The following is a 22,383-nucleotide window of genomic DNA, read 5'->3' on the forward strand; positions in this document are numbered from 1 at the left end:
TGGGCTCAGGCTCCGCCGGTGTACACGAACGCGACGCGGGCGGAGCCGTCGCCGCGAAGGTGCCACCGGTTCCGGAGCGCCCCAGGGTGGGCGACGGCGTCGCCGGCGCCGAGTTCCCAGATCCCGAGGCCTTCGATCTCGAGGGCGATGGCGCCTTCGATGACGTAGTGGATGACTTCGCCATCCGTCTCGAACCAGTCGCCGACCTGCTCGCCGGGGCGGATGACGTACTCCTGCAGTGAGGTTTCACCGGCGTGGATGACGCGGGTGTGGGCGGTGTCGGATGCCTCCGAGACCGGCACCCACGTGGCATCCGCTGCCCGCGACACGTGCACGACCTCGGGGTCGGGGTCGGCGGGCAGGAGCGCCGACGGCGAGATGTCGAGGGCGTTCGCGATGCGGTACAGGGTCAGCAGCGACGGCATCGTCTGGCCCGACTCGATCTGACTCAGAAACGGCTGGCTGATCTCGGCAGCCGACGCGAGCGCCCGCATCGACAGCTTCTTCTCGGTGCGCGCCTGCCGCACCTGCCGCCCGATACCGACGCCGATCTGTGCTTCGTCGGATGCCGCACTCGGCCCGTCGGCGGTGGCGCGGGCGGGAGTGGACACGGCTCCAGGATACGGCGCTGCCCGAAGCTGCCCCGCGCGGCTAGTCGGAGCCGAGGGAGTTCACGAGGTGGGCGATGCCGTAGTCGTACGCGTCGTCGAGATCACCGCCGAGGCGGAAGGCCCCGGCGAGCTCCATCGTGACGAACCCGGTCGCCCACGCGGTCAGCAGCCGCGCGGCATCGAGCGCGTGATCCGCGCCGACGGCCGCCGTGGTCGCGCGCAACACCGGCGCGCTCGTGGCGGCGAGCTTGTCAGCATCCACCGTGGTCGTGAACAGCAGCCGGAAGGCCTCGGGTCGCTCGTGTGCGAAACGGCGGAACACGAGCAACAGCTCTTCGATCCCGGATGCCGCATCCAGGCGCCCGGTGAGGTCATCCGCCGCGGCGCCACCGACGAGTCCGAGCAGCGTCTCGCGATCTCGCACGCGCTTGTACAGCGAGGGCGCCTTGACGCCGACCTCCTGCGCGACGGCCTGCATCGTGACGGCCGCCAGCCCGCCGTATTCGAGCAGGCGCGCGGCCGCGCTGACGATCTCGTCGAGCGATGTTCTCTCCGGTGTCGGCATCGAACCTCCCATGGCTACGAACATAAGCTATCATGGCTAACGTTCGTAGCCATCTTTTGAGAGGTCAGTCATGAGACTCGCGCCGTCCCTGCACCGCATAGGCAACGACATCGTCGCCGCCTATCTGATCGTCACCCCCGACGGCATCACTCTCGTCGACGCCGGCCTTCCCGGCATGTACACCGATCTCACGCGAGAGCTGGATGCCATCGGGCGCTCCCTTGACGACATCCGTGGCATCGTGCTGACCCACGGCGACAGCGACCACGTCGGATTCGCCGAGCGCCTGCGCGCGGAGCGGGGCATCCCGGTGTTCGTGCACGCCGCCGACGCTGACCGCGCTCGCGGCGGTGACAAGCCCAAGACCCCTATGGGTCCCACCCGGATCGGTCCCCTGCTGCAGTTCGCCGCGTACGGCATCCGGAAAGGGATGCGGCCGACCTGGCTCACCGAGGTGCGCGAGGTCGCCGACGGCCACATGCTCGACCTTCCCGGACGGCCCCGCGTGATCGGGATGCCCGGCCACTCGCCCGGGAGCATCGCCATCTTCTCGCCCGACGTGCGCGCCGTCTTCGTGGGCGACGCCCTCACGACCCGCCATGTGCTGACCGGGCGCACGGGTCCTGGCCCGGCCCCGTTCACGGATGACGCAGCTGAGGCGCTCGCTTCGCTCGATCGCCTCGCCGACCTGGATGCCGAGTGGGTGCTGCCGGGACACGGCCCCGCGTTCCACGGCTCACCGTCGGCTGCCGTCGAGGCCGTGCGCGAGGCGGCACAGGCGTAGCAGCCGGGAGCGTCAGGCGCCTTGGGTCTTACTCCCCCCGCGCGTTGTAGACGAGGGCGTCGCTGGCGCCGTAGGCGCGGTAGACCTCGAGGGCCTCCTCGCGGCCGACATCCTGGGTCACCCGGATGCCGCGAGCCTCGAACTGCTCGGCCCAGTCGGCGACCATCGGCCCCTCATCGAACCCGGTGAGCTCCTCGAGCTCGGGACCGGACCCTGCCACGACCAGCGACCGCACGCCGCTCCACATCGTCGCGCCGTAGCACTGCACGCACGGACGCCAGTTGACCACGAGCGAAAGGTTCGCTCCTTCCGCGCCGAGGTCCCAGCGGCCCAGGCGCTGCTGCGCGAGCCCGAGAGCCATCACCTCGGCGTGCCCCGACGACTTGCCGGTCGAGAGCACGACATTGACGCCCGCCGAGACGAGCTCGCCCGTGGCGTCATCCACAACGATGGCGGCGAACGGCCCTCCGTTGCCCTCGCGCCAGTTGCGGTCGGCCAGCCGGTTGACCAGCGCCATCCGTTCCTCGAGCGTCGGCAGCACGGCGGGCAGAGCGTCCGCCTCGTCGGCCAGCCACGCGGGCAGGGTCATGGTGAAGGAAGTCGCGATCGTCATGGTCACTCCGGGGTTCGGGCTGGGGTCGGGTCAGGATGCTGCGCGCCGCCGCTCTGCGCGAGGCGCCACACGCGCTGGCGGGTGAAGGGCTGGTGGAAGGGCCGCTGTCCGAGCGCCCGGGCGATCGCATTGCCGATCGCGGGTGCGACGGGGTTGTATGGCGACTCGCTCATGGACTTCGCCCCGAACGGGCCGACAGTGTCGGACGTGTCGGCGAGGTACACCTCGGTCTCGGGAACGTCGGCGAACTGCGGCACCCGGTACACGCGGAACACGGGGTTCAGCACCGCGCCGTCTTCGACGAGCACCTCCTCGTACAGCGCGCTCCCGACGGCCTGCGCGACGCCGCCCTCGATCTGTCCGCGCAGCTGCGCCGGGTTCATCACGGTTCCGGCATCCGCCGACTGCACCGACTGCAGGATCCGCACGACGCCGGTCTCAGGCTCCACGGCGACGCGCACGGCGTGCACGTTGAACGACACCGACCGCAGGTGCCCCTCCTCGTCCCCGGTGGCGAACAAGCCGTTCTCGTCGCGCTCCTCGTCCGACGCCGCGGCGACCAGATCCGCGAACGACACGACCCCCGCGGGCGTCGCGACTCCCGCATCCGTCAACAGCCCAGCGCCCGGGTCGGTCCCCGTCTGCGCGGCGGCGAGCTCCAGCATCCGTGCCCGCAGCGCCTGACAGGCCGCCGCGAGAGCCTTGCCCGCCACGGTGATACCCGTCGAGGCGAAGGCGCCGGTGTCGTGGGCGACGGCGTCGGTGTCGGCAGTCCACAGGTGCAGCCGCTCGAACGGTGCCTCGAGCACGGATGCCGCGATCTGCCGCAGCACGGTCGTGGTGCCGTTTCCGAACTCGGCGGTGCCGGCGCGCACGACGAACGTGCCGTCGGGGCGCAGCGCCACCCGCGAGCGGGAGACATGCCCGAACGGGGCGATCGTCGCGATCATCGCGACCGCCATGCCCTCACCGACCGCCCAGCCTTCGGGTGCCGCCACCCCGTTGCCGCGGCGGAGCGCGTCCTGTGCGAGATCGAGGCACTGGTCGAGGCCGTAGCTGCCGATGATGAGGTCGCGCTCGTACGGGTCTTCATCCGGATGCAGCGGATCGTCGGCGCGCACGACGTTGCGGCGGCGCAGCTCGAACGGGTCGATATCGAGCCGCTCCGCGAGCATGTCCATCGCCGACTCGATCCCGAGCATGACCTGCCCGAGCCCGTACCCGCGGAACGCTCCCGATGGCACGTTGTTCGTATAGACGACCTCGGCGTCGATGTGGCGCACCGGCGTCCGGTACACGGTCGTCGACTCAGCGACCCCGTGGAACATCACGCCGATCGCATGGTTGCCGTACGCGCCCGTGTCGCTGAGCACATCGAGCTTCATCGCGGTGAGGGTGCCGTCGGCATCCGCCCCGAGCGTCACCTCGACCCGCATCGGATGCCGCAGCGACGCCCGCGTGAACTGCTCGGTGCGGCTGAACTCATAGGTCACGGGGCGCCCGGTGCGCAGCACGGCGAGGGCGACGAGGTCTTCGGTGAAGATCTCCTGCTTGCCACCGAATCCGCCGCCGACCCGGGCTGCGAACACGCGGATCCGCTCGCGTGGCAGGTCGAAGATGTGCGCGAGCTCGTCGCGGGTGAGGAAGGGCACCTGGGTGCTCGAACGGATGACGAGCCTGCCGTCCTCGTCGAGCCAGCCGACCGCGCCGTGGGTCTCGAGCTGCGCGTGCGTCACGCGCGAGGTCTGCCACGTGCCGCTGACGGTGACGGCGCTCGCGGCCAGCGCCGCGTCGATGTCACCGCCGTGGCCCTCGTGCAGGGCCGCGACGACGTTGCGCGCGGCATCCATCACCCGGTCCTCGGGGGTGCGCTCCGGATGCAACACCGGGGCTCCGGGGGTGCGGGCCTGCTCGGGATCGAAGACGGCGGGCAGGATGTCGTACTCGACCTGCACGAGCCGGGCTGCCGCATCCGCTGCAGCCGCGGTCTCGGCGATGACCGCGGCGACCCGCTGCCCGATGAAGCGGACCGTGTCGTCGAGCACGCGCGTGTCGTCGGGGTCGTCGGTGCGGTGCTCGTGGCGTGCTGTCGAGAAGCGGGTCGCGGGGGCGTCCTCGTGTGTGAGGACGGCGACGACTCCGGGGACGGCGAGGGCGGCATCCGTGTCGATCGAGAGGATGCGGGCGTGCGCGTGCGGGGAGCCGACGACGCGGAGCACGAGGGAGCCGGTGACCGGTTCGTCGAGCGTGAACGGCTCGCGGCCCTGCACGATGCGGCGGGCCGGCTCGGGGGTGACCGAGGCGCCGATGCCGCCCGAGGTGACCGGCTCGGGCCGGCGGGCGCCGCCGGTCTCACGCCCGGTCTCGCGCACAGGGCCGAGCACAGCCGCCGTGATCGCCTCCCGGATCGGGCGGTAGCCGGTGCAGCGGCACAGGCTCCCCTTCATGCGGCGATCGAGCTCGGGCAGGTCGTCCTCGGTCAGAGTGGATGCTGTCACTGCCATCCCCGGCGTGCAGAACCCGCACTGGAAGCCGAAGTGCGCGACGAGCTCCTCCTGCACGGGATGCAGGTCATCGCCGGGAGCGAGCCCGCCCGCGGTCGTGACGGTCGCGCCGTCCATCCGCCGGGCCGGAACGATGCAGGAGTGGACGGGCTCGCCGTCCACGATCACGGCGCACGCCCCGCAGTCGCCGGCGTCGCATCCCTTCTTGACCTCGGTGTGTCCATGCTCGCGCAGGAATGTGCGCAAGCATTGGCCCGGAGCGGGATCGCCGTGCAGCTCGGTGCCGTCGACGGTGAGTCTCATGCGTCCTCCTCCGCGAGATCGGCACGCACCCGCTCGGCGAGCACAGCGGTGACGGCACGGCGCCAGTCGGCCTCGCCCAGGGCGTCGGTGAAGAAGTCGGACGGGCTCGTGACATCCGACTGCAGCTGCGCGAGGGCGGGCAGGCCCGGGTAGCGGAACACGTGCGGGGTGAGGGTGGATGCCGTCACTGCCACGACCGTTGAGCCGTCCTCTTCACGCCGGCCGCTCACGACGATGCCCGAGCGGCCGAGCTCGGCCAGGGCCATCTTGTGCAGCGAGACGCGGGCCCGCATCGCCGGTGCGGACACCTCCAGCGCACGCAGCACCTCACCCGGCTGGAGCGTGTTCGCCGCCTGCCCCGTGACGAACTCGGCGACGAGCTGACGGCGCTCGCCGCCGTCCGGCGTCCAGATCACCGCGACCCCGTCCAGGGCGGCCAGCAGCGACACCATGGCCGCCGCCGTGAACGACTGGCAGACGTTGCCTCCGACGGTCGCGGTGTTCCAGACCTTGAACGACATGAGCAGGGCGTGTGCAGCATCCGGGATCGCCGCCGTCGCGCGCCACTCGTCGGGGGCCGCCGGCGCTACCTCTCCTCGAGACCAGGCGACGAACCTCGCGATCGTGCAGGTCGCGGCGAGGCGCAGACCGTCGGGAAGGATCTCGACATCGGGCCAGCCCATGCGGGTGATGTCCACAAAACCGGTCACGTCGGGCTGGGGCTCACTCATGAGCCAGGTTCCGCCCGCCAGGACCTTCTCACCAGGCGTGAGCGCCAGGTCGGCGCGGGTGCGGGCAAACCGATACGACGTGACGGTCGTGATGTCCACGCGCCCTCCCTCCGCGGCATCCGATGTTGACTCAGTGAACAACCAGGTGAACAACCTGAGTGAAGCAGGCGAGGATTTCGTGAGTGTTTCGCCCGGCTCGTGCCAGGCTACGGGCGAATGCCCGCGCCCGGACGCGTCGGCACAGTGATGCTGCGCCCCTGAGAGCCTGGCGCGACCCGCGTCAGAGTTCGAGCTCGACGGCGGTCTCGAGCGCCGCCTCGATCGAGCGCATCCACCCGTCCTTGAGCGCGGCGTTGCGCTCGTCGTACAGCGAGGCGCCGTCGACGAGGTTGCTCGAGCATGCGCACACCATGCCCGCGCGCAGCCCACGGAGGCGGGCGACGATGAACAGGGCGGATGCTTCCATCTCGACGTTCAGGATCCCCATCTGGTTCAGCTGGCCGATCCACTCGGGCGTCTCCGCATAGAACGCGTCGTCGCTGACGCTGATGCCGCTGAAGGAATGTGTTCCGACGCCCTCGGCGATGCGCTTCGCGTGGCGGCTGAGCGCGGTCGTCAGCTCGAGGTCCGGGACCGCGGGGAACCCCTTCGGGAGATAGGCATCCGTCGTGCCATCGTTGCGGAAGCTGCCTTCGCTCACCAGCAGGTCACCTGGCGCGATCCCCGGCTGCAACCCGGCGGAACTGCCGACGCGGATGAAGGACGTCACGCCGACCCGGGCCAGCTCCTCCACCGCGATGGCGGTGGACGGGCATCCCATCCCGGTCGAGGTCGCGGTGATGTGGCGACCCTTGTACCAGCCGGTCATCGTGCGGTGCTCGCGATTGTGGGCGACCTCCTTCACGTCCGTGAGGAACTCCGCGACGAGCGGGACGCGGAACGGGTCGCCCGGCAACAGTGCGACGCTCGAGACCTCGCCCGGCGCGATGGCGATGTGGTACTGGCGGGCGTTGAGTCCGGCTGCGGACTTGTCGACGACGGCGGGCATGGGGACCTCCTGGGTTCTGAGACGATACGGGTCGTCGCAGTCCCCGCCCTGAGCCGCGCAGGTCATGGTGATAGGACGTGCTGTGGGGCGAGCGTAGCAAGGCGCTGTTTCGCGACTGTTACCCGCCGAAGGCTCGCCATCGCTACGCTCCCGGTCATGATCTCGTGCGCAATCGTGCTGGCCGCCGGGGCGGGGCGACGGTACGGGCAGCCGAAGGTCTTCGCGACCGACACGACCGGCCGGCTGTGGCTCGAGAGGGTCGTTGCGGCGCTGCGCGCGGGGGGATGTGACGAGGTGCTGGTGGTCATCGGCGCCGACGCCGACCGCGCGCGGGGGATCGTTGCCGGCATCGACGGCGCGCGTTCGGTTGATGTCGTCGACTGGGCGGGCGGGCTGTCGTCATCCGTCCGAGCGGGGCTGACGGCAGCAGCGGCCACGGATGCCGACACCGCGGTGATCGCGCCCGTCGACGTGCCCGGCATGCCCAGCACCGTGGTCACCCGTGTGCTGCGGGCGGCATCGGACCCTGCGATGCTCGCCCGAGCGGTCTTCGACGGCCGTCCCGGGCACCCGGTCGTGATCGGCCGCGAGCACTGGGCGGCGGTCGCGGCATCCGTTCAGGGCGACTCGGGAGCGAACCGGTACCTGGAAACCCACGGCACCCTCCCGGTCGAGTGCGCCGACCTCTGGGACGGTGCCGACACCGACACCCGCCGCTGACGCGGGGCCTCAGGTGCGCAGCACGACGTTCAACGGTTCCTCGCCCCGCCGCATCCGGTCGGCCTGTGCGCGCACGAGCGCCGCGATGCGGGGGCGCATCGCGGTCGACGCGCCACCGACGTGGGGGGTCAGAAGCAGCCCGGGCGCCTCCCAGAGCGGATGGTCGGCCGGCACCGGTTCGGGATCGACGACGTCGAGCGCCGCGCGGATGCGGCCCGCGTGCAGGTGACGAAGAAGCGCATCCGTGTCGACGAGGCTGCCGCGGCCGACGTTGACCAGGAGCGCGTCATCCGGGAGCGCAGCAAGGAAGGCGTCGTCCACCAGCCCCGCTGTGTCGTCCCCGCCCGGCAGCGCGAGGATCACGATGTCGGTGTCGGGCAGCAGGTGCGGCAGGTCCTCGAGAGCGTGGACGACCGTGCCGTTCTCTGTCCTCGCACGCGTGGCGACAGCCTCGACCTTCGCCTCGAATCCCTGGAGCCGAGCCGCGATGGCCTTTCCGACACCTCCGAATCCGATGATCAGCACCCGGCGGTCAGCGAGACTGGGGATCGCCTCATCCCCCTCGCGCGGACCTGCCCACCGACCCTCGCTCTGGGCCGCGACGAAGCGGGGGATCTGACGCTGTGACGCGAGCGTGAGGGCGAGCGCGAGCTCTGCCGTCGACCCTTCGTGAACGGATGCCGCGTTCGCGAACACGATTCCCGGGGGCAGGTGCTTCGCGGCTGCCTCGTACCCGATCGACTGGCTCTGCACCAGTCCGACGTCAACGCCTTCGAGGCGCGCGAGCACGCGCGGGCTGCGCAGGTACGGCGGCACGACGATGTCGAACGACGCGCGCGGCGCCGCATCGCCCATCTCCCAGCGCACGAGCTGAATGCCGGGGAGCCCGGTCAGGTCTGCTTCGAGGCGGTCGTCGGGAACGGAGATGACGATGGTGCGCGCGTCGGAGGTCACCTCTCCACGCTACCGAGCGCCGCGGCTGACCGCGTTTCGTCTCGCTTCGCTCGCTCAACGACCGGGTAGGCGTGCCGTCACATCCCGGTCGTTGAGCGAGGAGCGCAGCGACGAGACGAAACGGCAGGTCAGGCAGCGGCGCCGACGACGGCCGAGATCGCGGAGGTGAAGAACGTCAGGCCGTCGGTGCCCGAGCGCATCGCCGCGCGCGTGTCGGGGCCGAATCCGGGCTCGACGGCGTGCTCTGGATGCGGCATCAAACCGACCACGTTGCCCCGCTCATTCGTGAGTCCGGCGATGTCATCGAGCGAGCCGTTCGGATTGACTCCGAGGTAGCGGAACGCGACGAGACCCTCGCCTTCGATCCTCTCCAGCGTTTCGGCAGAGCAGATGTAGCCCCCATCCGCGTTCTTCAACGGGATGACGATCTCTTGCCCGGCCTCGAAACCGCTCGTCCATGCCGTGTCGGCGTTCTCCACGCGCAGGCGCTGGTCCCGGCGGATGAACTGCTGGTGGGCGTTCCGGATGAGGCCGCCAGGCAGGAGGTGAGCCTCGACGAGCATCTGGAAGCCGTTGCAGATCCCGAGGATCGGCAGCCCCTTCGCCGCGGCATCCGCGACTTCGCGCATGATCGGGGCGTGCGCCGCGATCGCTCCCGCGCGCAGGTAGTCGCCGTAGCTGAAGCCGCCGGGCAGGACGAGGGCGTCGACCCCCGCGAGGTCGTGGTCACCGTGCCACAGCGCGACAGGCTCGGCGCCGGCTGCCCGGATGGCCCGCTGTGCGTCGCGGTCGTCGAGCGAACCGGGGAACGTGATGACCCCGATACGGACGGTCACTCGATGACCTCGATCCCCACGACATCCTCGATCACCGAGTTCGAGAGGATCTCGTCGGCGATCCGCTGCGCCGTCTCGAGAAGAGAATCATCGACCTCCCCCTCGACGGTCAACTCGAAGCGCTTGCCGATGCGCACACCCGCGAAGCCGTCGATCCCCAACCGCGTCAGAGCGCCGGCGACCGCCTTCCCCTGCGGATCGAGCAGCTCGGCCTTGGGCATGACGTCTACGACGATGGTCGGCATGGGGCGCTCCGGATGTCGAGGGAGGGGTGATCGACAGTCTATCGACGCCCGCGAGACCGGACTCGACCCGTCGTGACCGAACCGTTATCTGATTTCGTGGGAGCGCTCCCTTGACGACGATGGGAGCGCTCCCGTACCGTGTTCCGCAGTCGTGGGAGCGTTCCCACGACGGCCAGGGTTCCGCCCTCCCTCGGTTCCCAGGCACACGCCATCGGGTGCCGTCCCGGCATCCACCACACAAAGGAGTGACTGTGTCATCACGTGCCTTCCGTCGCAGCGCGATCGTCGCCGCCGCTTTCGGCGCCTCCGCGCTCGTCCTCGCGGGCTGCTCGGGCAGCGGCGGGGGATCGGAAACCGTCAACCCCGACGAGCCGATCACCCTCACCATCTCGAGCTTCAACGACTTCGGCTACACCGATGAGCTCCTGCAGGAGTACATGGACGAGAACCCGAACGTCACGATCGTCCACAACATCGCTGCCACCTCGAACGACGCGCGCGCGAACTACTTCCAGAAGCTCGGCAACACGGGCCTGGCCGACATCGAGGCGATCGAGGTCGACTGGCTGCCCGAGGTCATGGAGTACGCCGACCTGCTCGCGCCGGTTCCCGCCGACCTGACGGACCGCTGGCTCGACTGGAAGGTCGAGGCGGCCACCGACCCCGAGGGCAATCTCATCGGCTACGGCACCGACATCGGACCCGAGGCCGTGTGCTACCGCACCGACCTGCTCGAGGCCGCCGGTATGCCCACTGACCCGGATGCCGTCGCAGAGCTCCTCACGGGAGACTGGGACACCTACTTCTCGGTCGGCCAGCAGTATGTCGACGCCACCGGCAAGGCCTGGTTCGACTCCGCCGGGGCCACCTACCAGGGCATGATCAACCAGGTCGAGGCTGCGTACGAAGACCCCGAGACCGGCGAGATCATCGCGACCACCAACCCTGAGGTCCAGGAGATCTACAACGCTGTTCTCGACGCCAGCGCGACGCAGTCCGCTCACCTCCAGCAGTGGGGCGACGACTGGTTCGCAGGCCTCGCCAACGGTGACTACGCCACGATGCTCTGCCCCGGCTGGATGCTCGGTGTCATCTCGGGCAACGCGCCTGACGTCACCACGTGGAACGTCGCCAACGTCTTCCCCGGCGGCGGTGGCAACTGGGGCGGCTCGTACCTGACCGTTCCCGCGGGCGGTGCGAACGTCGCCGCAGCTCAGCAGCTGGCCGACTGGCTGACCGCTCCTGAGCAGCAGATCAAGGCGTTCGAGAACGCCGGCACCTTCCCGAGCCAGGTCGAGGCTCTCGCTGACCCGGTTCTGCTGGACTCGACGAACGAGTACTTCAACAACGCCCCCGTCGGCGCGATCTTCACCGACCGCGCGAACGCGGTCGACGTCGCACCGTTCAAGGGCCAGTACTACTTCCAGATCAACGACGCGATGCAGCAGGCGCTGACCCGTGTCGAAGACGGCACGCAGACCGCGCAGCAGTCGTGGGACCAGTGGGTGTCTGAAGTCGATCTGATCGGCTGATAACCCGGCTGCGGACCCGGCGACCCCGCCGGGTCCGCAGCACATCCCCCCCGATCTCAGGAAGCTCTCGTGACCAGCACACTTGCCCGCCCGGCATCCGATGCCCCGGCGCAGACCCCCGGCCGCTCGCCCCGGCGCATCGGCTTCGGGCATCGGCTCAGCCGGTGGGACCTGAAGCTCTCGCCCTACCTCTACATCTCGCCGTTCTTCATCCTCTTCTTCGTGGTCGGCCTCTTCCCGATCGCCTACACGGCCGTGATCTCGTTCATGGACTGGGATCTGGTCCGCAACTCCGGCGAGTTCATCGGCTTCGAGCAGTACACATGGGTTCTGTCGAACCCGAAGTTCTGGATCGCGCTGCGCAACACGTTCAGCATCTTCTTGCTCTCGAGCGTGCCGCAGCTGATCATCGCGATCTTCATCGCGGCGATGCTCGATCAGAACATCCGTGCCAAGACCTTCTGGCGCATGGGTGTGCTCGTGCCCTACGTCATGGCGCCCGTCGCCGTTGCCCTCATCTTCAGCAACATGTTCGCCGACCAGTACGGCCTGGTGAACAACCTCCTCGCCTCGATCGGGATCCCCCCGGTGCCGTGGCACTCGGATGCCTTCGCCAGCCACATCGCGATCGCGACGATGGTGAACTTCCGATGGACCGGTTACAACACCCTCATCCTCCTCGCCGCGATGCAGGCCATTCCGCGGGACTACTACGAGGCGGCGACCGTCGACGGCGCCGGCAAGATCCGACAGTTCTTCTCGATCACGGTGCCGAGCCTGCGCCCGACCTTGATCTTCGTCATCATCACCTCGACCATCGGTGGCCTGCAGATCTTCGACGAGCCCCGCATGTACGACCAGTACGGCACGGGTGGCGCGAACTCGCAGTGGCTCACGATCACCCTCTGGCTCTACAACATCGGTTGGGGAGAATGGAACTTCGGCCGCGCTGCCGCCCTTGCCTGGATTCTGTTCCTCATCATCCTGGTGATCGGTGTGATCAACCTTCTCGTCACGCAGCGAGTCGTTCGCACCGAAGGCACCCGAGGTGGACTCAGTCGCCGTGACAGGCGAGCACAGGCCCGCGCGGCGCGCGAACGGCTGGCTGCCGATTCCGCAGCAGCATCGACACCCAAGGAGGACGTGCGATGACCGCCGTCGAGCCGATCCCGGTCGCCCCGCGCGACGAGTACCCGCCCGAGGAGCGGAAGCCCCGCCGTCGCCGTGGCATCCGTGGCCAGCGTCCCGGGTGGATCACCTACGCCATCCTGGGTGTCTTCCTGCTCGGGTGCTTCTTCCCCTACTACTGGTCGATCCTCATCGGTTCGGGAGATTCGAGCACGATCCGCGACCCCAACATGTCGTGGATCCCCGGCGGCAACTTCTTCGCCAACGCCGCTGCCGTGGTCTCCAACCCCGCCGTCAACTTCTGGTTGGCGCTGTGGAACAGCATCTGGAGCTCGGTGGTCATCGCGGCATCCGTGGTGTTCTTCTCGACACTCGCCGGATGGGCCTTCGCGAAGCTGCGCTTCGCGGGGAGCCGCTGGCTGCTGGTCTTCGTGATCGCGACCATGGCGGTTCCCACGCAGCTGGGTGTCGTCCCGCTGTACATCCTGTTCGCCGACCTCGGTTGGACGGGCCAGATCGGTGCCATCATCGTTCCCGCTCTCGTGACGGCGTTCGGGGTGTTCTGGATGACCCAGTACCTGCAGCAGGCCGTTCCCGATGAGCTGATCGAAGCCGCGCGGGTGGACGGCGCGAGCTCGTTCCGCACGTTCTGGACGATCGGGATGCCGGCGGCTCGCCCTGCCGCCGCGATGCTGGGGCTGTTCACGTTCGTCACGGCGTGGAACAACTTCTTCTGGCCGTTCATCGTGCTCGACCGGCAGAACCCGACGCTTCCCGTGTCGCTCTCCCTCCTCCAATCCAACTACTTCGTCGACTATTCGATCGTGCTCGCCGGGGTGATCCTCGCCACGATCCCCCTGCTGATCCTGTTCATCTTCGCGGGCAAGCAGCTCGTGAGCGGCATCATGGCAGGAGCAGTGAAAGGCTGAAATGACCACCGACTTCTCGACCCAGACCGTGGCAGCGGCGCACGCACCCGAGACCGCAGCGTCGGGGGTGGGGCGACCGTTCCCGACGAACTTCCTGTTCGGGGCAGCGACCGCGGCGTACCAGATCGAAGGCGCCGCCCACGAAGACGGCCGCCGCGACTCGATCTGGGATGCCTTCAGCCGTGTGCCCGGGGCCGTGATCAACGCCGACAACGGGGATGTCGCCTGCGACCACTACCACCGGTACCGCGAGGATGTCGCGCTCATGCGCGACCTCGGTCTGCAGACCTACCGCTTCTCGACGTCGTGGTCGCGGATCCGCCCCGACGGTGGTGCGATCAACCCCGCCGGGCTCGACTTCTACAAGCGCCTCGTCGATGAGCTGCTCGACGCCGACATCCTGCCGTGGCTGACGCTCTACCACTGGGACCTGCCGCAGGCGCTGCAGGAACGCGGCGGCTGGGCGGTGCGCGAAACAGCTGACCTGTTCACCGAGTACGCCCTCGACGTGCACGATGCGCTCGGTGACCGCGTCAAGGTGTGGACGACGCTCAACGAGCCCTGGTGCTCGTCGTTCCTCAGCTACACCGCCGGCATCCACGCGCCCGGAAGGTTCAGCATCGCGGAGGGGATGCTCGCGTCCCACTACCTGCTGCTGGGGCACGGCCAGGTGGTCCGGGAACTGCGCGCCCGGGACGAGTCGCTGAACCTCGGGATCACCCTGAACCTGACGGTCGCCGATCCCGTCTCGGACGCGCCCGCCGACCTCGACGCGGCGCGCCGCATCGACGGTCAGTTCAACCGCTGGTTCCTGGATCCGCTGTTCCGTGGTGCGTACCCGGCAGACATCGTGGCGGACATCCGCGCGGTCGACGCTGACGCGGTCGCGCAGTGGGAACGTGCGGTGACGGATGCCGATCTCGCCACGATCTCGGCGCCGATCGACAGCCTCGGCGTGAACTACTACCACGGTGAGTTGGTCGGCGGGACGCCGCCGCTGGTCAACCCGGGCGGCGGGGATGCCCCGACCGATCGCGAGACGGCGTCGCCGTTCCCCTCCCACGAGGGCATCTTCTGGCACGATCGGGGACTGCCGCGCACCGCCATGAACTGGGAGATCCAGCCGTCAGGGCTGACGACGTTGCTCCGTCGCGTGTGGGACGAGTACGCGCAGCCCGCCGGTGTCACTCTGTACGTCACCGAGAACGGGGCGGCCTTCGACGACGTCCGCGTGGACGAAGACGGTGTGCCGCGCGTGCATGATCAGGCGCGCACCGCATTCCTGGAGGAGCACCTGGCTGCGATCCTCGACGCTGCCGACGCCGGCGTGGATGTGCGCGGCTATTTCTACTGGTCGCTCATGGACAACTATGAGTGGGCATGGGGATACGCCAAGCGTTTCGGTATCGTACGAGTCGAGTACGACACGCAGGAGCGCGTCGTCAAGGACAGCGGCGTTCGATATCGCGAGATCATTGCAGCGCGGGCCCTACCCGATTCGCCCTAGGCGAGACGCCCCGCCGAGGGAGGTTACCCACGTGGACGGTGGAACGATGAGCGATGCCGTCGTGGGCGAAGTGCAGGTGCACGGCACCGCGTTGCACGGCACCGCGTTGCACGGCACCCCGCTACGCGGTGCGGTGACGATCGAGGAGGTCGCGGCCGCGGCCGGGGTGTCCCGGTCCACGGTCTCGCGCGTCGTCAATGGCTCAACAGCGGTGAGCCCCGCGGCGCTGGATGCCGTCAACCGCGCGATCGCGGAACTGAACTACGTTCCCAATCGCGCCGCCCGGTCGCTCGCGAGTCGGCAGACCCGTGCGCTTGCACTGGTCGTGCCCGAGGACACGACACGCTTCTTCGGCGACCCGTTCTTCGCGTCGATCGTCTCGGGCATCAACGCCGGCCTGCGCTCCTCCGACTACGTGCTGAACCTCTTCATCGCAAGCGATGATCCGGGTGACAAGACGACGCGGTACCTGCGCAGCGGGAGCGTCGACGGCGCGTTGATCGCCTCTCACCACACGAGCGACACCTTCATCGATCGCATCGCCGCCGCGGTTCCCGTTGTCTACGGTGGCCGCCCCGTGCGCGAGCGCGAGACCGACTACTACGTCGACGTCGACAACGTCCGGGCCGGATATGACGCGACCCGGTACCTGATCGAGCGCGGGTACACCGACATCGGGACGATCACCGGTCCCCTGACGATGCCCGGTGGTGTGGACCGCCTCGTGGGCTATCGACGCGCCCTTGCCGACGCGGGTCTGCCCGAGGGGGCGAACGCCGACGGCGGGTTCACGCCAGACGGCGGAGCGAGCGCCATGCGCCGCATCCTGGATGCCGGCCCCCCGCCGCGGGCACTGTTCATCGCCAGCGACTTGATGGCGCAGGGCGCGTTCTCGGTGCTCGCCGCGGCGGGCCTGAAGGTGCCGGACGATGTCGCGGTGATCGGCTTCGACGACTCCCCGGTGGCGCAGTCCGTGAGCCCCCGCCTCACGACGATCCGTCAGCCCTCGTTCCAGCAGGGGGAACGGATGGTCGCGGTGCTGCTCGAACTCCTCGCGGGAGGGACGCCGCCGCACGCGACGATCCTCGAGACCGAACTGATCGTCCGAGACAGCGCATAGGCCGCATCATCCACGCCGCGGCGCGTATCCGAGCGGGGCGACGGCTCGTCAGTCGGTGGTGAGCCGGTCGATGAGCTCGCGGTACTTCGCGGCGGTCCGCGCCACGATCTCGGCGGGCAGCTCGGGCGGTGTGCCGGTCTTGTCCCACGCGGAGGCGAGCCAGTCGCGCACGATCTGCTTGTCGAAGCTGGCCATGCGCTCCGCCGGCGTCGCGCCGTTACGCCAGGCATCGGCGTCCCAATACCGGGATGAGTCACTCGTGAGCACCTCGTCGGCCACGGTCAGGACACCATCCCGGATGCCGAACTCGAACTTCGTGTCGGCGAGGATCAGTCCGCGCGCGGCGGCGGTGTCGGCAGCGCGACGGTAGGTCTGCAGCGACAGTTCGCGCAGCTGAGCGGCGCGGTCCGCGCCCACGAGCTCGACGGTCTGGGCGAAGGTGATGTTCTCGTCGTGCTCCCCGAGCGGTGCCTTGTAGGCGGGTGTGAACAGCGGCTCGGGGAGCCGGTCGCCGTCGTTCAGTCCCTCGGGCAGGGGGATGCCGCACACGGTGCCGTGCGCCTGGTACTCGAGCCAGCCCGAACCGGTGAGGTAGCCGCGCACGACGCATTCCACGGGCAGCATCTCCAGGCGGTGAACGATCATCGCGCGCCCGCGGACAGCATCCGGAATGTCGGTCTGGTCCCCGGCGAGATGGTTGGGAACCGGCGCGCCCCCGTCGGCGCCGGCCAGCTGCGCGAACCACCACAGGCTGAGGGTGGTCAGCAGCTCTCCCTTTCCGGGGATGCCGGGCTCGAGCACGTGGTCGAAGGCGCTGACCCGGTCGCTGGCGACCAGGAGCATGCGCTGGTCGGTGTCATCGTCGGGCAGGTACAGGTCGCGCACCTTGCCGGAATAGACGGGATGCCATCCGGGCAGCGAAGCGGGAGCGCCGTGATCTGTCACCCGAGCATTCTCGCAGGTCCCCTCGTGGACCCCGGTGCCGGGAGGTCGGTCACAGGCGAGCGAGTGATTCGATGTCCTCGCCGAACTCCGCCGCCGCCTCGGGCGAGACTGTCGCGCGGGTGGATGCGAGCGCCGAGAGGTAGTCCTCGGTCCGCAGCCCCGCCGCCGAGTCACCCTCGCGCATCGCGCGACCCAGCGCCTCTTGCGATGCGCGCCGTGCCGCGTACTCGATATCCGCCGGCGTCAGGCCCTGACTGGCCTGCACGAGCAGCGGCAGATCGAGGTCGCCGAGGGAGTCGGACGGGATGTAGCGCGTCCAGATCGCTTCGCGGGCCTCAGCATCGGGCAATCCGATCGGCAGCACGTAGTCGAACCGCCCGTGCCGGAGGAAGGCGGCATCGAGCGCCCGCACGAAGTTGGTCGCGCACACCAGCAGCCGGCCGGGGCGATCACGGAACTCGGCGATGAGCTTGAGCAGCTCGTTGGTCACGCCCTGTGTCGGCGACGGCGGCGTGCCACCGCGGCGGGAAGCGATCTCTTCGACCTCGTCGATGAACACGACGGCGTGCTCGAGCTCGCCGATCTTCTCGAAAGAGGTGCGCAGGGCACTGGCCATGCCGCCGGGAGCATCGCCCAGCCGCGACGGGAACAGCTCGACGAATGGCCAGTCGAGGCGGGACGCAACGGCGCGCGCAAAGGTGGTCTTCCCTGTCCCCGGCGGACCGAACAGCATGACCGCACGCGGTGCGACGACACCGAACCGGGCGGCCAACTCGGGCTGTGCGAGCGGGGCGACGAGGCGCTCTTCGAGCAGGTTCTTCTCTTGCCGCATCCCGGCAACCGCATTCCACAGGTCCCGGGGAAGGACGCGGCCGCCGACCTCCTTCAGCAGATCCAGCTCCCGCCGCTGCACCGGGAGCCGCCGCTCGAAATAGCGCAGGTGACGCTGCTCGTGGAAGCCGTTCTGCACCAGGTGGTGAGCCCCGCCGCCCTCCTCGGACACGAGGGCCGACAGCGTTCCCAGTCCGAGGGGGGCCATCCGTCTCTCGAGCGCGTCGAGGAGCTCGCCCGCCACGCCCGGATCGACCTCGTCGTCAAGAGCGAAGAAGACGAGCCAGCCCTGCGCGTGCGCTGCCCGACCGACAGCGGCGCCGACCACCTCCTCGCCCACGACGGCAACGATGGCGACGTCTTCGCGGCACGACGCGATGACCTCGGCCAGGGAATAGACCGCGCCGCCAGAGCCGGCCACCGACTGCCACAGTTGCACGACGCCGTCGATGTCATCGGCGTGAGCCTCTCGCACACGCGGGTGCTGGCGTATTCGGACCATCGTGACCTCCCCAGCGAGTCAGGGGACCGCCCGTCGCCGAGCGGTCCTGAGCCGATCTTCGCGGGTGACCGCGCTGGCTGTCTACCGCGGTGATGATCGGAGGCATCTGCCGGTTGCCGCCGAGGATTCACGGGCATATAGTCCATGTGGACTAACCTGCCTGGACTACTCCCGAGACGGACGACCTGTGAACGCCGCGAAACCCGCCCTCACCCCCATCGCGATCATGGCGCTGGCGTTGCTGCGCGAGGACGACATGCATCCGTACGAGATGATCCGCCTGCTGCGTCACCGCCGCGACGATCGGATGGTGACCATCACCAACGGCACGTTCTACCACACGATCGCGCGCCTCCAGCGGGCGGGTCTGATCGATGAGGTCGGCAACGACCGTGACGGCAATCGCCCCGAGCGCACCACGTACACTCTCCTTCCCGCGGGTGCCGACGCGGTTCAGACGTGGCTGCGGGCCGAACTCCCGCGCGTCGATCACCCGATCGAGTTTCGCGTCGCCCTGGCCGAGGCGCACAACCTCGAGCGTGACGAGGTGATCGCACTCCTTCGGCAGCGCGCCGCCCAGCTCGACGCTGATCACGCCCAGCACCGGACCGGGCTCGCGGCAGCACGCGCCGAGGGTGTTCCCGAGCAGTACCTGATCGAGGTCGAGCGACAGGAAGCGCTGCTTGCCGCCGAGACGCGGTGGCTCCATCAGACGATCGACCGACTCGCCGACCCGGGCTACGCCTGGGGCGGCGGCCCGAAACCCCCCGAATCCGCGTATCGCGCACAGAGAGAAGCAGCACGCTCATGACCGAGATCACCCGCCCCGCGGCGCCACCTGCCTCTACCTCGCCGGCTCGCAACCCATGGCCCGCCCTGTTCGCGCTCGTCATCGGGTTCTTCATGATCCTCGTCGACACGACGATCGTCGCTGTCGCCAACCCCGCCATCAAAGCGGCGCTCGACCCCGACACGGCCAACCTCGACAACGTGGTGTGGGTCACCTCGTCCTACCTGCTGGCCTACGCCGTACCGCTGCTGATCACCGGCCGCCTCGGCGACCGGTTCGGACCCAAGACCATCTACCTCATCGGACTGGTCATCTTCACCGGCGCCTCCCTCGCGTGCGGGCTCTCGCCGACACTTGACGCACTCATCGCGTGGCGTGCTGTTCAGGGGCTCGGGGCCGCCCTCATGACCCCACAGACGATGGCGGTGATCACCCGCACATTCCCGCCCCACCGCCGCGGCGCCGCGATGGGTCTGTGGGGTGCGACGGCAGGAGTCGCAACGCTCGTCGGCCCGCTCGCGGGAGGCCTGCTCGTCGACGCACTGGGCTGGGAGTGGATCTTCTTCATCAACGTCCCCGTCGGCGTCATCGCGTTCGTGCTGGCCGCGGTTCTGGTGCCCCGGCTCGAGACACACCGCCACCGGTTCGACATCGTGGGCGTCATCCTCAGCGCGGCAGCGCTGTTCTGCATCGTCTTCGGACTGCAAGAAGGAGAGGCATACGACTGGGGGGTGATCTGGGGCCCGATCTCGGTGTGGGGACTCATCATCGTCGGCGTCATCCTGCTCGGGATCTTCCTCTGGACGCAGTCGCGCACCCGCAGCGAGCCCCTTGTGCCGCTCCCTCTCTTTCGCGACCGCAACTTCTCCCTCGCGAACCTCGCCATCGCCGCCGTCGGGTTCGCTGTCACGACCATGGCGCTTCCGCTGATGTTCTTCCTGCAGCTGGCGCGCGGGCTCACGCCGACCGAATCCGCGCTGCTGCTGATCCCCATGGCGGTGCTCTCGGGAGTGCTCGCCCCGCTTGCCGGACGATGGCTGGACCGCACTGACGCCCGCTGGTTGCTTGTTCCCGGCATCCTGTCGGTGTCAGTGTCGCTCTGGTGGTATGCCGCGCTGCTGAACGTCGATACCCCGATCTGGATGTTCCTGCTCCCGTCCGCCCTCATGGGAATCGGTAACGCGGGAATGTGGGGACCGCTGGCGACGGCGGCGACCCACAACCTGCCGCCACGCGAGGCCGGCGCCGGCGCGGGCATCTACAACACCACGCGCACCGTCGGCTCGGTGATCGGCTCGGCGGCGATCGCCGCGTTCATGCAGTCACGGCTCGAGGCCAACCTCCCGGGTGCCGCCGACAGCACCGAGAGCTTCGGGGGCGGTGTGCTGCCCGCCCCGGTGGCTGAGGGCTTCTCGACGGCCATGGCGCAGACGCTCATGCTGCCGGCCGCCGTCATCCTGATCGCGGTCGCGGCGTCGCTGTTCATTCACCGCACGCCGCGGGAGCGCACTAGCTGACGCGCGCCGCGATGTCGGTGCGGAACTGCCCGCCCTCAAGCGAGATCTCTGACAGCGCGTCGTAGGCACGCGCGCGGGCCTGGGCGAAGTCGTCTCCGGTCGCCACGACATTGAGCACCCGCCCGCCGGTCGCGACAAGGCCCTCCGGCCCCTCCGCGGTCGCCGCATGCGCCAGATGCACGCCGTCGACGGATGCCGCGGCATCCGTTCCCGTGATCGGTCGACCTACCTGGGGCGCCGCGGGGTATCCCTCGCTCGCGAGCACCACCGTCACTGCCGCTGTGTCGCGGAACGTGGGCTGGGCGATGTCCTCGAGGGTGCCGGATGCCGCTGCCAGGAGCAGTCCCGACAGCGGCTCCACGAGCCGGGGCAGAACGACCTGCGTCTCGGGATCACCGAACCGTGCGTTGAACTCGATGACTCGCACACCGCGGTCGGTGAGGATCAGTCCCGCGTAGAGCAGGCCGATGAAGGGGGTGCCCTCCGCATCCAGCTGCCGGATGACGGGTTCCGCGACCTCCCGGGTCACCTGCGCGACGAACGCGGATTCGCCGCCCCACCCGTCGTCGAGCCAGGGGAGCGGGGAGTACGCGCCCATGCCCCCCGTGTTGGGGCCTTCGTCGCCGTCACGGAGGCGCTTGAAATCCTGCGCGGGGCTGAGTGCGCGGACCGTGTCGCCGTCGCTGAGAAAGAAGAGCGACACCTCGGGGCCCGAGAGGAACTCCTCGACCAGCACGCCACCGGCGCCGAGGTACTCTGCCGCATGGGCCAGCGCGGCCTCCCGGTCGTCGGTGACGATGACACCCTTGCCCGCGGCAAGGCCGTCGGCCTTCACGACGTGCGGTGCGCCGAACTCGTCGAGCGCCGCCGCGACCTCGTCACGCGTGGCAGCATGCGTCGCGCGGCCGGTGGGGACGCCGGCGGACTCCATGATGCGTTTCGCGAACGCCTTGGACCCCTCGAGCTGCGCTGCCGCCTTGCCCGGGCCGAAGGTCGGGATGCCGCGCTCACGCAGCGCGTCGGCGACGCCGGCGATCAGCGGCGCCTCGGGCCCGATCACGACCAGACCGATGGACGCGTCCTGCGCGAACGAGGCGACAGCGACGGGGTCGTTGGGATCGATCGCGACCAGGGTGGCATCCCGGGCGATGCCGGCATTGCCGGGAGCGGCGAAGATATCGTGCGCCACCGCTTCGCTGCGCAGCGACGTGATGATCGCGTGTTCACGGGCACCGGAGCCGAGGACGAGGATTCGCACCCGGTCAGCCTACCGAGCGGCGTAGCGTGGGAGCGTGCCCCCCAAGATCACGACCGAAGCCGGACGCGCCGCACTCGGTGCGGTCACCGACGGCACCGCGGGCCGCCCGGAGACGGCGACCGCGGTGCGATACCTGCTCCAGTTGCTCGCCGAGAAAGCTCCGGGGGCCACGGTGGAGGTGCGGGTGCCGCCGTTCGGTGCGACGCAGATCATCGAGGGTCCTCGTCACACGCGGGGCACTCCGCCGAACGTCGTCGAGATGGACGCGGCGACGTGGATCGATCTCGCGACGGGCAGGATCGGGTGGACGGATGCCGAGACCGGAGGTTCCCTGCGGGCCTCTGGCGTTCGCGCCGACTTCTCGCACCTGCTGCCGCTGAGGCCGTGAGCGAAGCATCCGGACCCACCCC

Annotated in this window: 22 protein-coding genes; 10 read left to right on the forward strand and 12 right to left on the reverse strand. The window is 69.3% G+C overall.

The window, feature by feature from the left end; genetic code table 11:
* Positions 1 to 5: 5 nt before the first annotated feature.
* The gene (locus AC3ENO_RS09500) at positions 6 to 611 is read right to left on the reverse strand and encodes a helix-turn-helix domain-containing protein (RefSeq protein WP_434970385.1); all 606 of its coding nucleotides are present in this window, start codon (positions 609 to 611) and stop codon (positions 6 to 8) included.
* A gap of 40 nt (positions 612 to 651) precedes the next feature.
* Positions 652 to 1,176, reverse strand: a complete 525-nt coding sequence (locus AC3ENO_RS09505) for a TetR/AcrR family transcriptional regulator (protein ID WP_434970386.1) — start codon at positions 1,174 to 1,176, stop codon at positions 652 to 654.
* 70 nt (positions 1,177 to 1,246) lie between these two features.
* On the opposite strand from AC3ENO_RS09505, the gene AC3ENO_RS09510 reads away from it, so the two are divergent.
* Positions 1,247 to 1,960 carry an MBL fold metallo-hydrolase gene (locus tag AC3ENO_RS09510; RefSeq protein ID WP_434970387.1) on the forward strand — a complete coding sequence of 238 codons (714 nt, stop codon included), beginning with the start codon at positions 1,247 to 1,249 and terminating at the stop codon, positions 1,958 to 1,960.
* A gap of 28 nt (positions 1,961 to 1,988) precedes the next feature.
* Here AC3ENO_RS09510 and AC3ENO_RS09515 read toward each other — a convergent pair whose 3' ends face one another.
* The 4 genes from AC3ENO_RS09515 to AC3ENO_RS09530 all read right to left on the reverse strand — a co-directional run bounded on the left by AC3ENO_RS09515 (position 1,989) and on the right by AC3ENO_RS09530 (position 7,159).
* On the reverse strand, positions 1,989 to 2,573 hold the full coding sequence (locus AC3ENO_RS09515; protein ID WP_434970388.1) for a nucleoside deaminase: 585 nt from the start codon (positions 2,571 to 2,573) through the stop codon (positions 1,989 to 1,991).
* Between the two features lie 2 nt (positions 2,574 to 2,575).
* On the reverse strand, positions 2,576 to 5,380 hold the full coding sequence (locus AC3ENO_RS09520) for a molybdopterin-dependent oxidoreductase (protein ID WP_434970389.1): 2,805 nt from the start codon (positions 5,378 to 5,380) through the stop codon (positions 2,576 to 2,578).
* Positions 5,377 to 6,210: an FAD binding domain-containing protein gene (locus AC3ENO_RS09525; protein WP_434970390.1), complete on the reverse strand. Its 834-nt coding sequence runs from the start codon at positions 6,208 to 6,210 to the stop codon at positions 5,377 to 5,379. Before AC3ENO_RS09525 ends, AC3ENO_RS09520 begins: the two co-directional genes overlap by 4 nt.
* A 181-nt stretch (positions 6,211 to 6,391) precedes the next feature.
* A complete protein-coding gene (locus AC3ENO_RS09530) occupies positions 6,392 to 7,159 on the reverse strand; it encodes a nucleoside phosphorylase (RefSeq protein WP_434970391.1) in 768 nt (255 codons plus the stop codon).
* Between the two features lie 156 nt (positions 7,160 to 7,315).
* On the opposite strand from AC3ENO_RS09530, the gene AC3ENO_RS09535 reads away from it, so the two are divergent.
* Positions 7,316 to 7,879, forward strand: a complete 564-nt coding sequence (locus tag AC3ENO_RS09535; protein ID WP_434970392.1) for a nucleotidyltransferase family protein — start codon at positions 7,316 to 7,318, stop codon at positions 7,877 to 7,879.
* A 9-nt stretch (positions 7,880 to 7,888) separates the two neighbouring features.
* Here the strand turns inward: AC3ENO_RS09535 and AC3ENO_RS09540 are convergent, their stop codons facing one another.
* The 3 genes from AC3ENO_RS09540 to purS all read right to left on the reverse strand — a co-directional run bounded on the left by AC3ENO_RS09540 (position 7,889) and on the right by purS (position 9,914).
* Positions 7,889 to 8,833, reverse strand: coding sequence for a 2-hydroxyacid dehydrogenase (locus AC3ENO_RS09540; protein ID WP_434970393.1), 945 nt, complete (start codon positions 8,831 to 8,833; stop codon positions 7,889 to 7,891).
* A 128-nt stretch (positions 8,834 to 8,961) separates the two neighbouring features.
* Positions 8,962 to 9,669, reverse strand: a complete 708-nt coding sequence (gene purQ / locus AC3ENO_RS09545; RefSeq protein ID WP_434970394.1) for a phosphoribosylformylglycinamidine synthase subunit PurQ — start codon at positions 9,667 to 9,669, stop codon at positions 8,962 to 8,964.
* Positions 9,666 to 9,914 (reverse strand): phosphoribosylformylglycinamidine synthase subunit PurS, encoded by a 249-nt coding sequence (gene purS / locus AC3ENO_RS09550; protein WP_434970395.1) that lies wholly within the window; start codon positions 9,912 to 9,914, stop codon positions 9,666 to 9,668. The genes purQ and purS overlap by 4 nt, the downstream gene beginning before the upstream one ends.
* A 251-nt stretch (positions 9,915 to 10,165) precedes the next feature.
* Here purS and AC3ENO_RS09555 point away from each other — a divergent pair, with 251 nt between their 5' ends.
* From AC3ENO_RS09555 to AC3ENO_RS09575, 5 genes are all read left to right on the forward strand, one after another.
* Positions 10,166 to 11,446, forward strand: a complete 1,281-nt coding sequence (locus tag AC3ENO_RS09555) for an ABC transporter substrate-binding protein (protein ID WP_434970396.1) — start codon at positions 10,166 to 10,168, stop codon at positions 11,444 to 11,446.
* 69 nt (positions 11,447 to 11,515) lie between these two features.
* Positions 11,516 to 12,598, forward strand: coding sequence for a carbohydrate ABC transporter permease (locus AC3ENO_RS09560; protein ID WP_434970397.1), 1,083 nt, complete (start codon positions 11,516 to 11,518; stop codon positions 12,596 to 12,598).
* Complete coding sequence (locus AC3ENO_RS09565) at positions 12,595 to 13,503, forward strand: carbohydrate ABC transporter permease (RefSeq protein ID WP_434970398.1); 909 nt, start codon at positions 12,595 to 12,597, stop codon at positions 13,501 to 13,503. Before AC3ENO_RS09560 ends, AC3ENO_RS09565 begins: the two co-directional genes overlap by 4 nt.
* A 1-nt stretch (position 13,504) precedes the next feature.
* Complete coding sequence (locus AC3ENO_RS09570) at positions 13,505 to 15,010, forward strand: GH1 family beta-glucosidase (RefSeq protein ID WP_434970399.1); 1,506 nt, start codon at positions 13,505 to 13,507, stop codon at positions 15,008 to 15,010.
* 46 nt (positions 15,011 to 15,056) lie between these two features.
* Positions 15,057 to 16,130 carry a LacI family DNA-binding transcriptional regulator gene (locus AC3ENO_RS09575; RefSeq protein ID WP_434970400.1) on the forward strand — a complete coding sequence of 358 codons (1,074 nt, stop codon included), beginning with the start codon at positions 15,057 to 15,059 and terminating at the stop codon, positions 16,128 to 16,130.
* Between the two features lie 48 nt (positions 16,131 to 16,178).
* Here the strand turns inward: AC3ENO_RS09575 and AC3ENO_RS09580 are convergent, their stop codons facing one another.
* On the reverse strand, positions 16,179 to 17,075 hold the full coding sequence (locus AC3ENO_RS09580; protein ID WP_434970401.1) for a phosphoribosylaminoimidazolesuccinocarboxamide synthase: 897 nt from the start codon (positions 17,073 to 17,075) through the stop codon (positions 16,179 to 16,181).
* A 49-nt stretch (positions 17,076 to 17,124) separates the two neighbouring features.
* The gene (locus AC3ENO_RS09585; protein ID WP_434970402.1) at positions 17,125 to 18,408 is read right to left on the reverse strand and encodes an ATP-binding protein; all 1,284 of its coding nucleotides are present in this window, start codon (positions 18,406 to 18,408) and stop codon (positions 17,125 to 17,127) included.
* Positions 18,409 to 18,595: 187 nt separating this feature from the next.
* On the opposite strand from AC3ENO_RS09585, the gene AC3ENO_RS09590 reads away from it, so the two are divergent.
* Positions 18,596 to 19,219: a PadR family transcriptional regulator gene (locus tag AC3ENO_RS09590; protein ID WP_434970403.1), complete on the forward strand. Its 624-nt coding sequence runs from the start codon at positions 18,596 to 18,598 to the stop codon at positions 19,217 to 19,219.
* Complete coding sequence (locus tag AC3ENO_RS09595; protein ID WP_434970404.1) at positions 19,216 to 20,715, forward strand: DHA2 family efflux MFS transporter permease subunit; 1,500 nt, start codon at positions 19,216 to 19,218, stop codon at positions 20,713 to 20,715. The genes AC3ENO_RS09590 and AC3ENO_RS09595 overlap by 4 nt, the downstream gene beginning before the upstream one ends.
* On the opposite strand, the gene purD is transcribed toward AC3ENO_RS09595, so the two are convergent.
* Positions 20,708 to 21,973, reverse strand: a complete 1,266-nt coding sequence (gene purD / locus AC3ENO_RS09600; protein WP_434970405.1) for a phosphoribosylamine--glycine ligase — start codon at positions 21,971 to 21,973, stop codon at positions 20,708 to 20,710. The two genes, AC3ENO_RS09595 and purD, sit on opposite strands and share 8 nt — an antisense overlap.
* A gap of 34 nt (positions 21,974 to 22,007) precedes the next feature.
* Here purD and AC3ENO_RS09605 point away from each other — a divergent pair, with 34 nt between their 5' ends.
* Positions 22,008 to 22,361: a sterol carrier family protein gene (locus tag AC3ENO_RS09605; protein ID WP_434970406.1), complete on the forward strand. Its 354-nt coding sequence runs from the start codon at positions 22,008 to 22,010 to the stop codon at positions 22,359 to 22,361.
* Positions 22,362 to 22,383 lie beyond the last annotated feature (22 nt).

The organism is Microbacterium sp. bgisy207 (assembly GCF_057706855.1).

What these genes read in the sequence shown, in the direction of transcription:
- AC3ENO_RS09505 (WP_434970386.1), bottom strand. Translation starts at nt 1,176, where the DNA reads ATGCCGACACCGGAGAGAACATCGCTCGACGAGATCGTCAGCGCGGCC.
- AC3ENO_RS09510 (WP_434970387.1), top strand. Translation starts at nt 1,247, where the DNA reads ATGAGACTCGCGCCGTCCCTGCACCGCATAGGCAACGACATCGTCGCC.
- AC3ENO_RS09515 (WP_434970388.1), bottom strand. Translation starts at nt 2,573, where the DNA reads ATGACGATCGCGACTTCCTTCACCATGACCCTGCCCGCGTGGCTGGCC.
- AC3ENO_RS09520 (WP_434970389.1), bottom strand. Translation starts at nt 5,380, where the DNA reads ATGAGACTCACCGTCGACGGCACCGAGCTGCACGGCGATCCCGCTCCG.
- AC3ENO_RS09530 (WP_434970391.1), bottom strand. Translation starts at nt 7,159, where the DNA reads ATGCCCGCCGTCGTCGACAAGTCCGCAGCCGGACTCAACGCCCGCCAG.
- AC3ENO_RS09535 (WP_434970392.1), top strand. Translation starts at nt 7,316, where the DNA reads ATGATCTCGTGCGCAATCGTGCTGGCCGCCGGGGCGGGGCGACGGTAC.
- purS (WP_434970395.1), bottom strand. Translation starts at nt 9,914, where the DNA reads ATGCCGACCATCGTCGTAGACGTCATGCCCAAGGCCGAGCTGCTCGAT.
- AC3ENO_RS09565 (WP_434970398.1), top strand. Translation starts at nt 12,595, where the DNA reads ATGACCGCCGTCGAGCCGATCCCGGTCGCCCCGCGCGACGAGTACCCG.
- AC3ENO_RS09570 (WP_434970399.1), top strand. Translation starts at nt 13,505, where the DNA reads ATGACCACCGACTTCTCGACCCAGACCGTGGCAGCGGCGCACGCACCC.
- AC3ENO_RS09575 (WP_434970400.1), top strand. Translation starts at nt 15,057, where the DNA reads ATGAGCGATGCCGTCGTGGGCGAAGTGCAGGTGCACGGCACCGCGTTG.
- AC3ENO_RS09585 (WP_434970402.1), bottom strand. Translation starts at nt 18,408, where the DNA reads ATGGTCCGAATACGCCAGCACCCGCGTGTGCGAGAGGCTCACGCCGAT.
- AC3ENO_RS09595 (WP_434970404.1), top strand. Translation starts at nt 19,216, where the DNA reads ATGACCGAGATCACCCGCCCCGCGGCGCCACCTGCCTCTACCTCGCCG.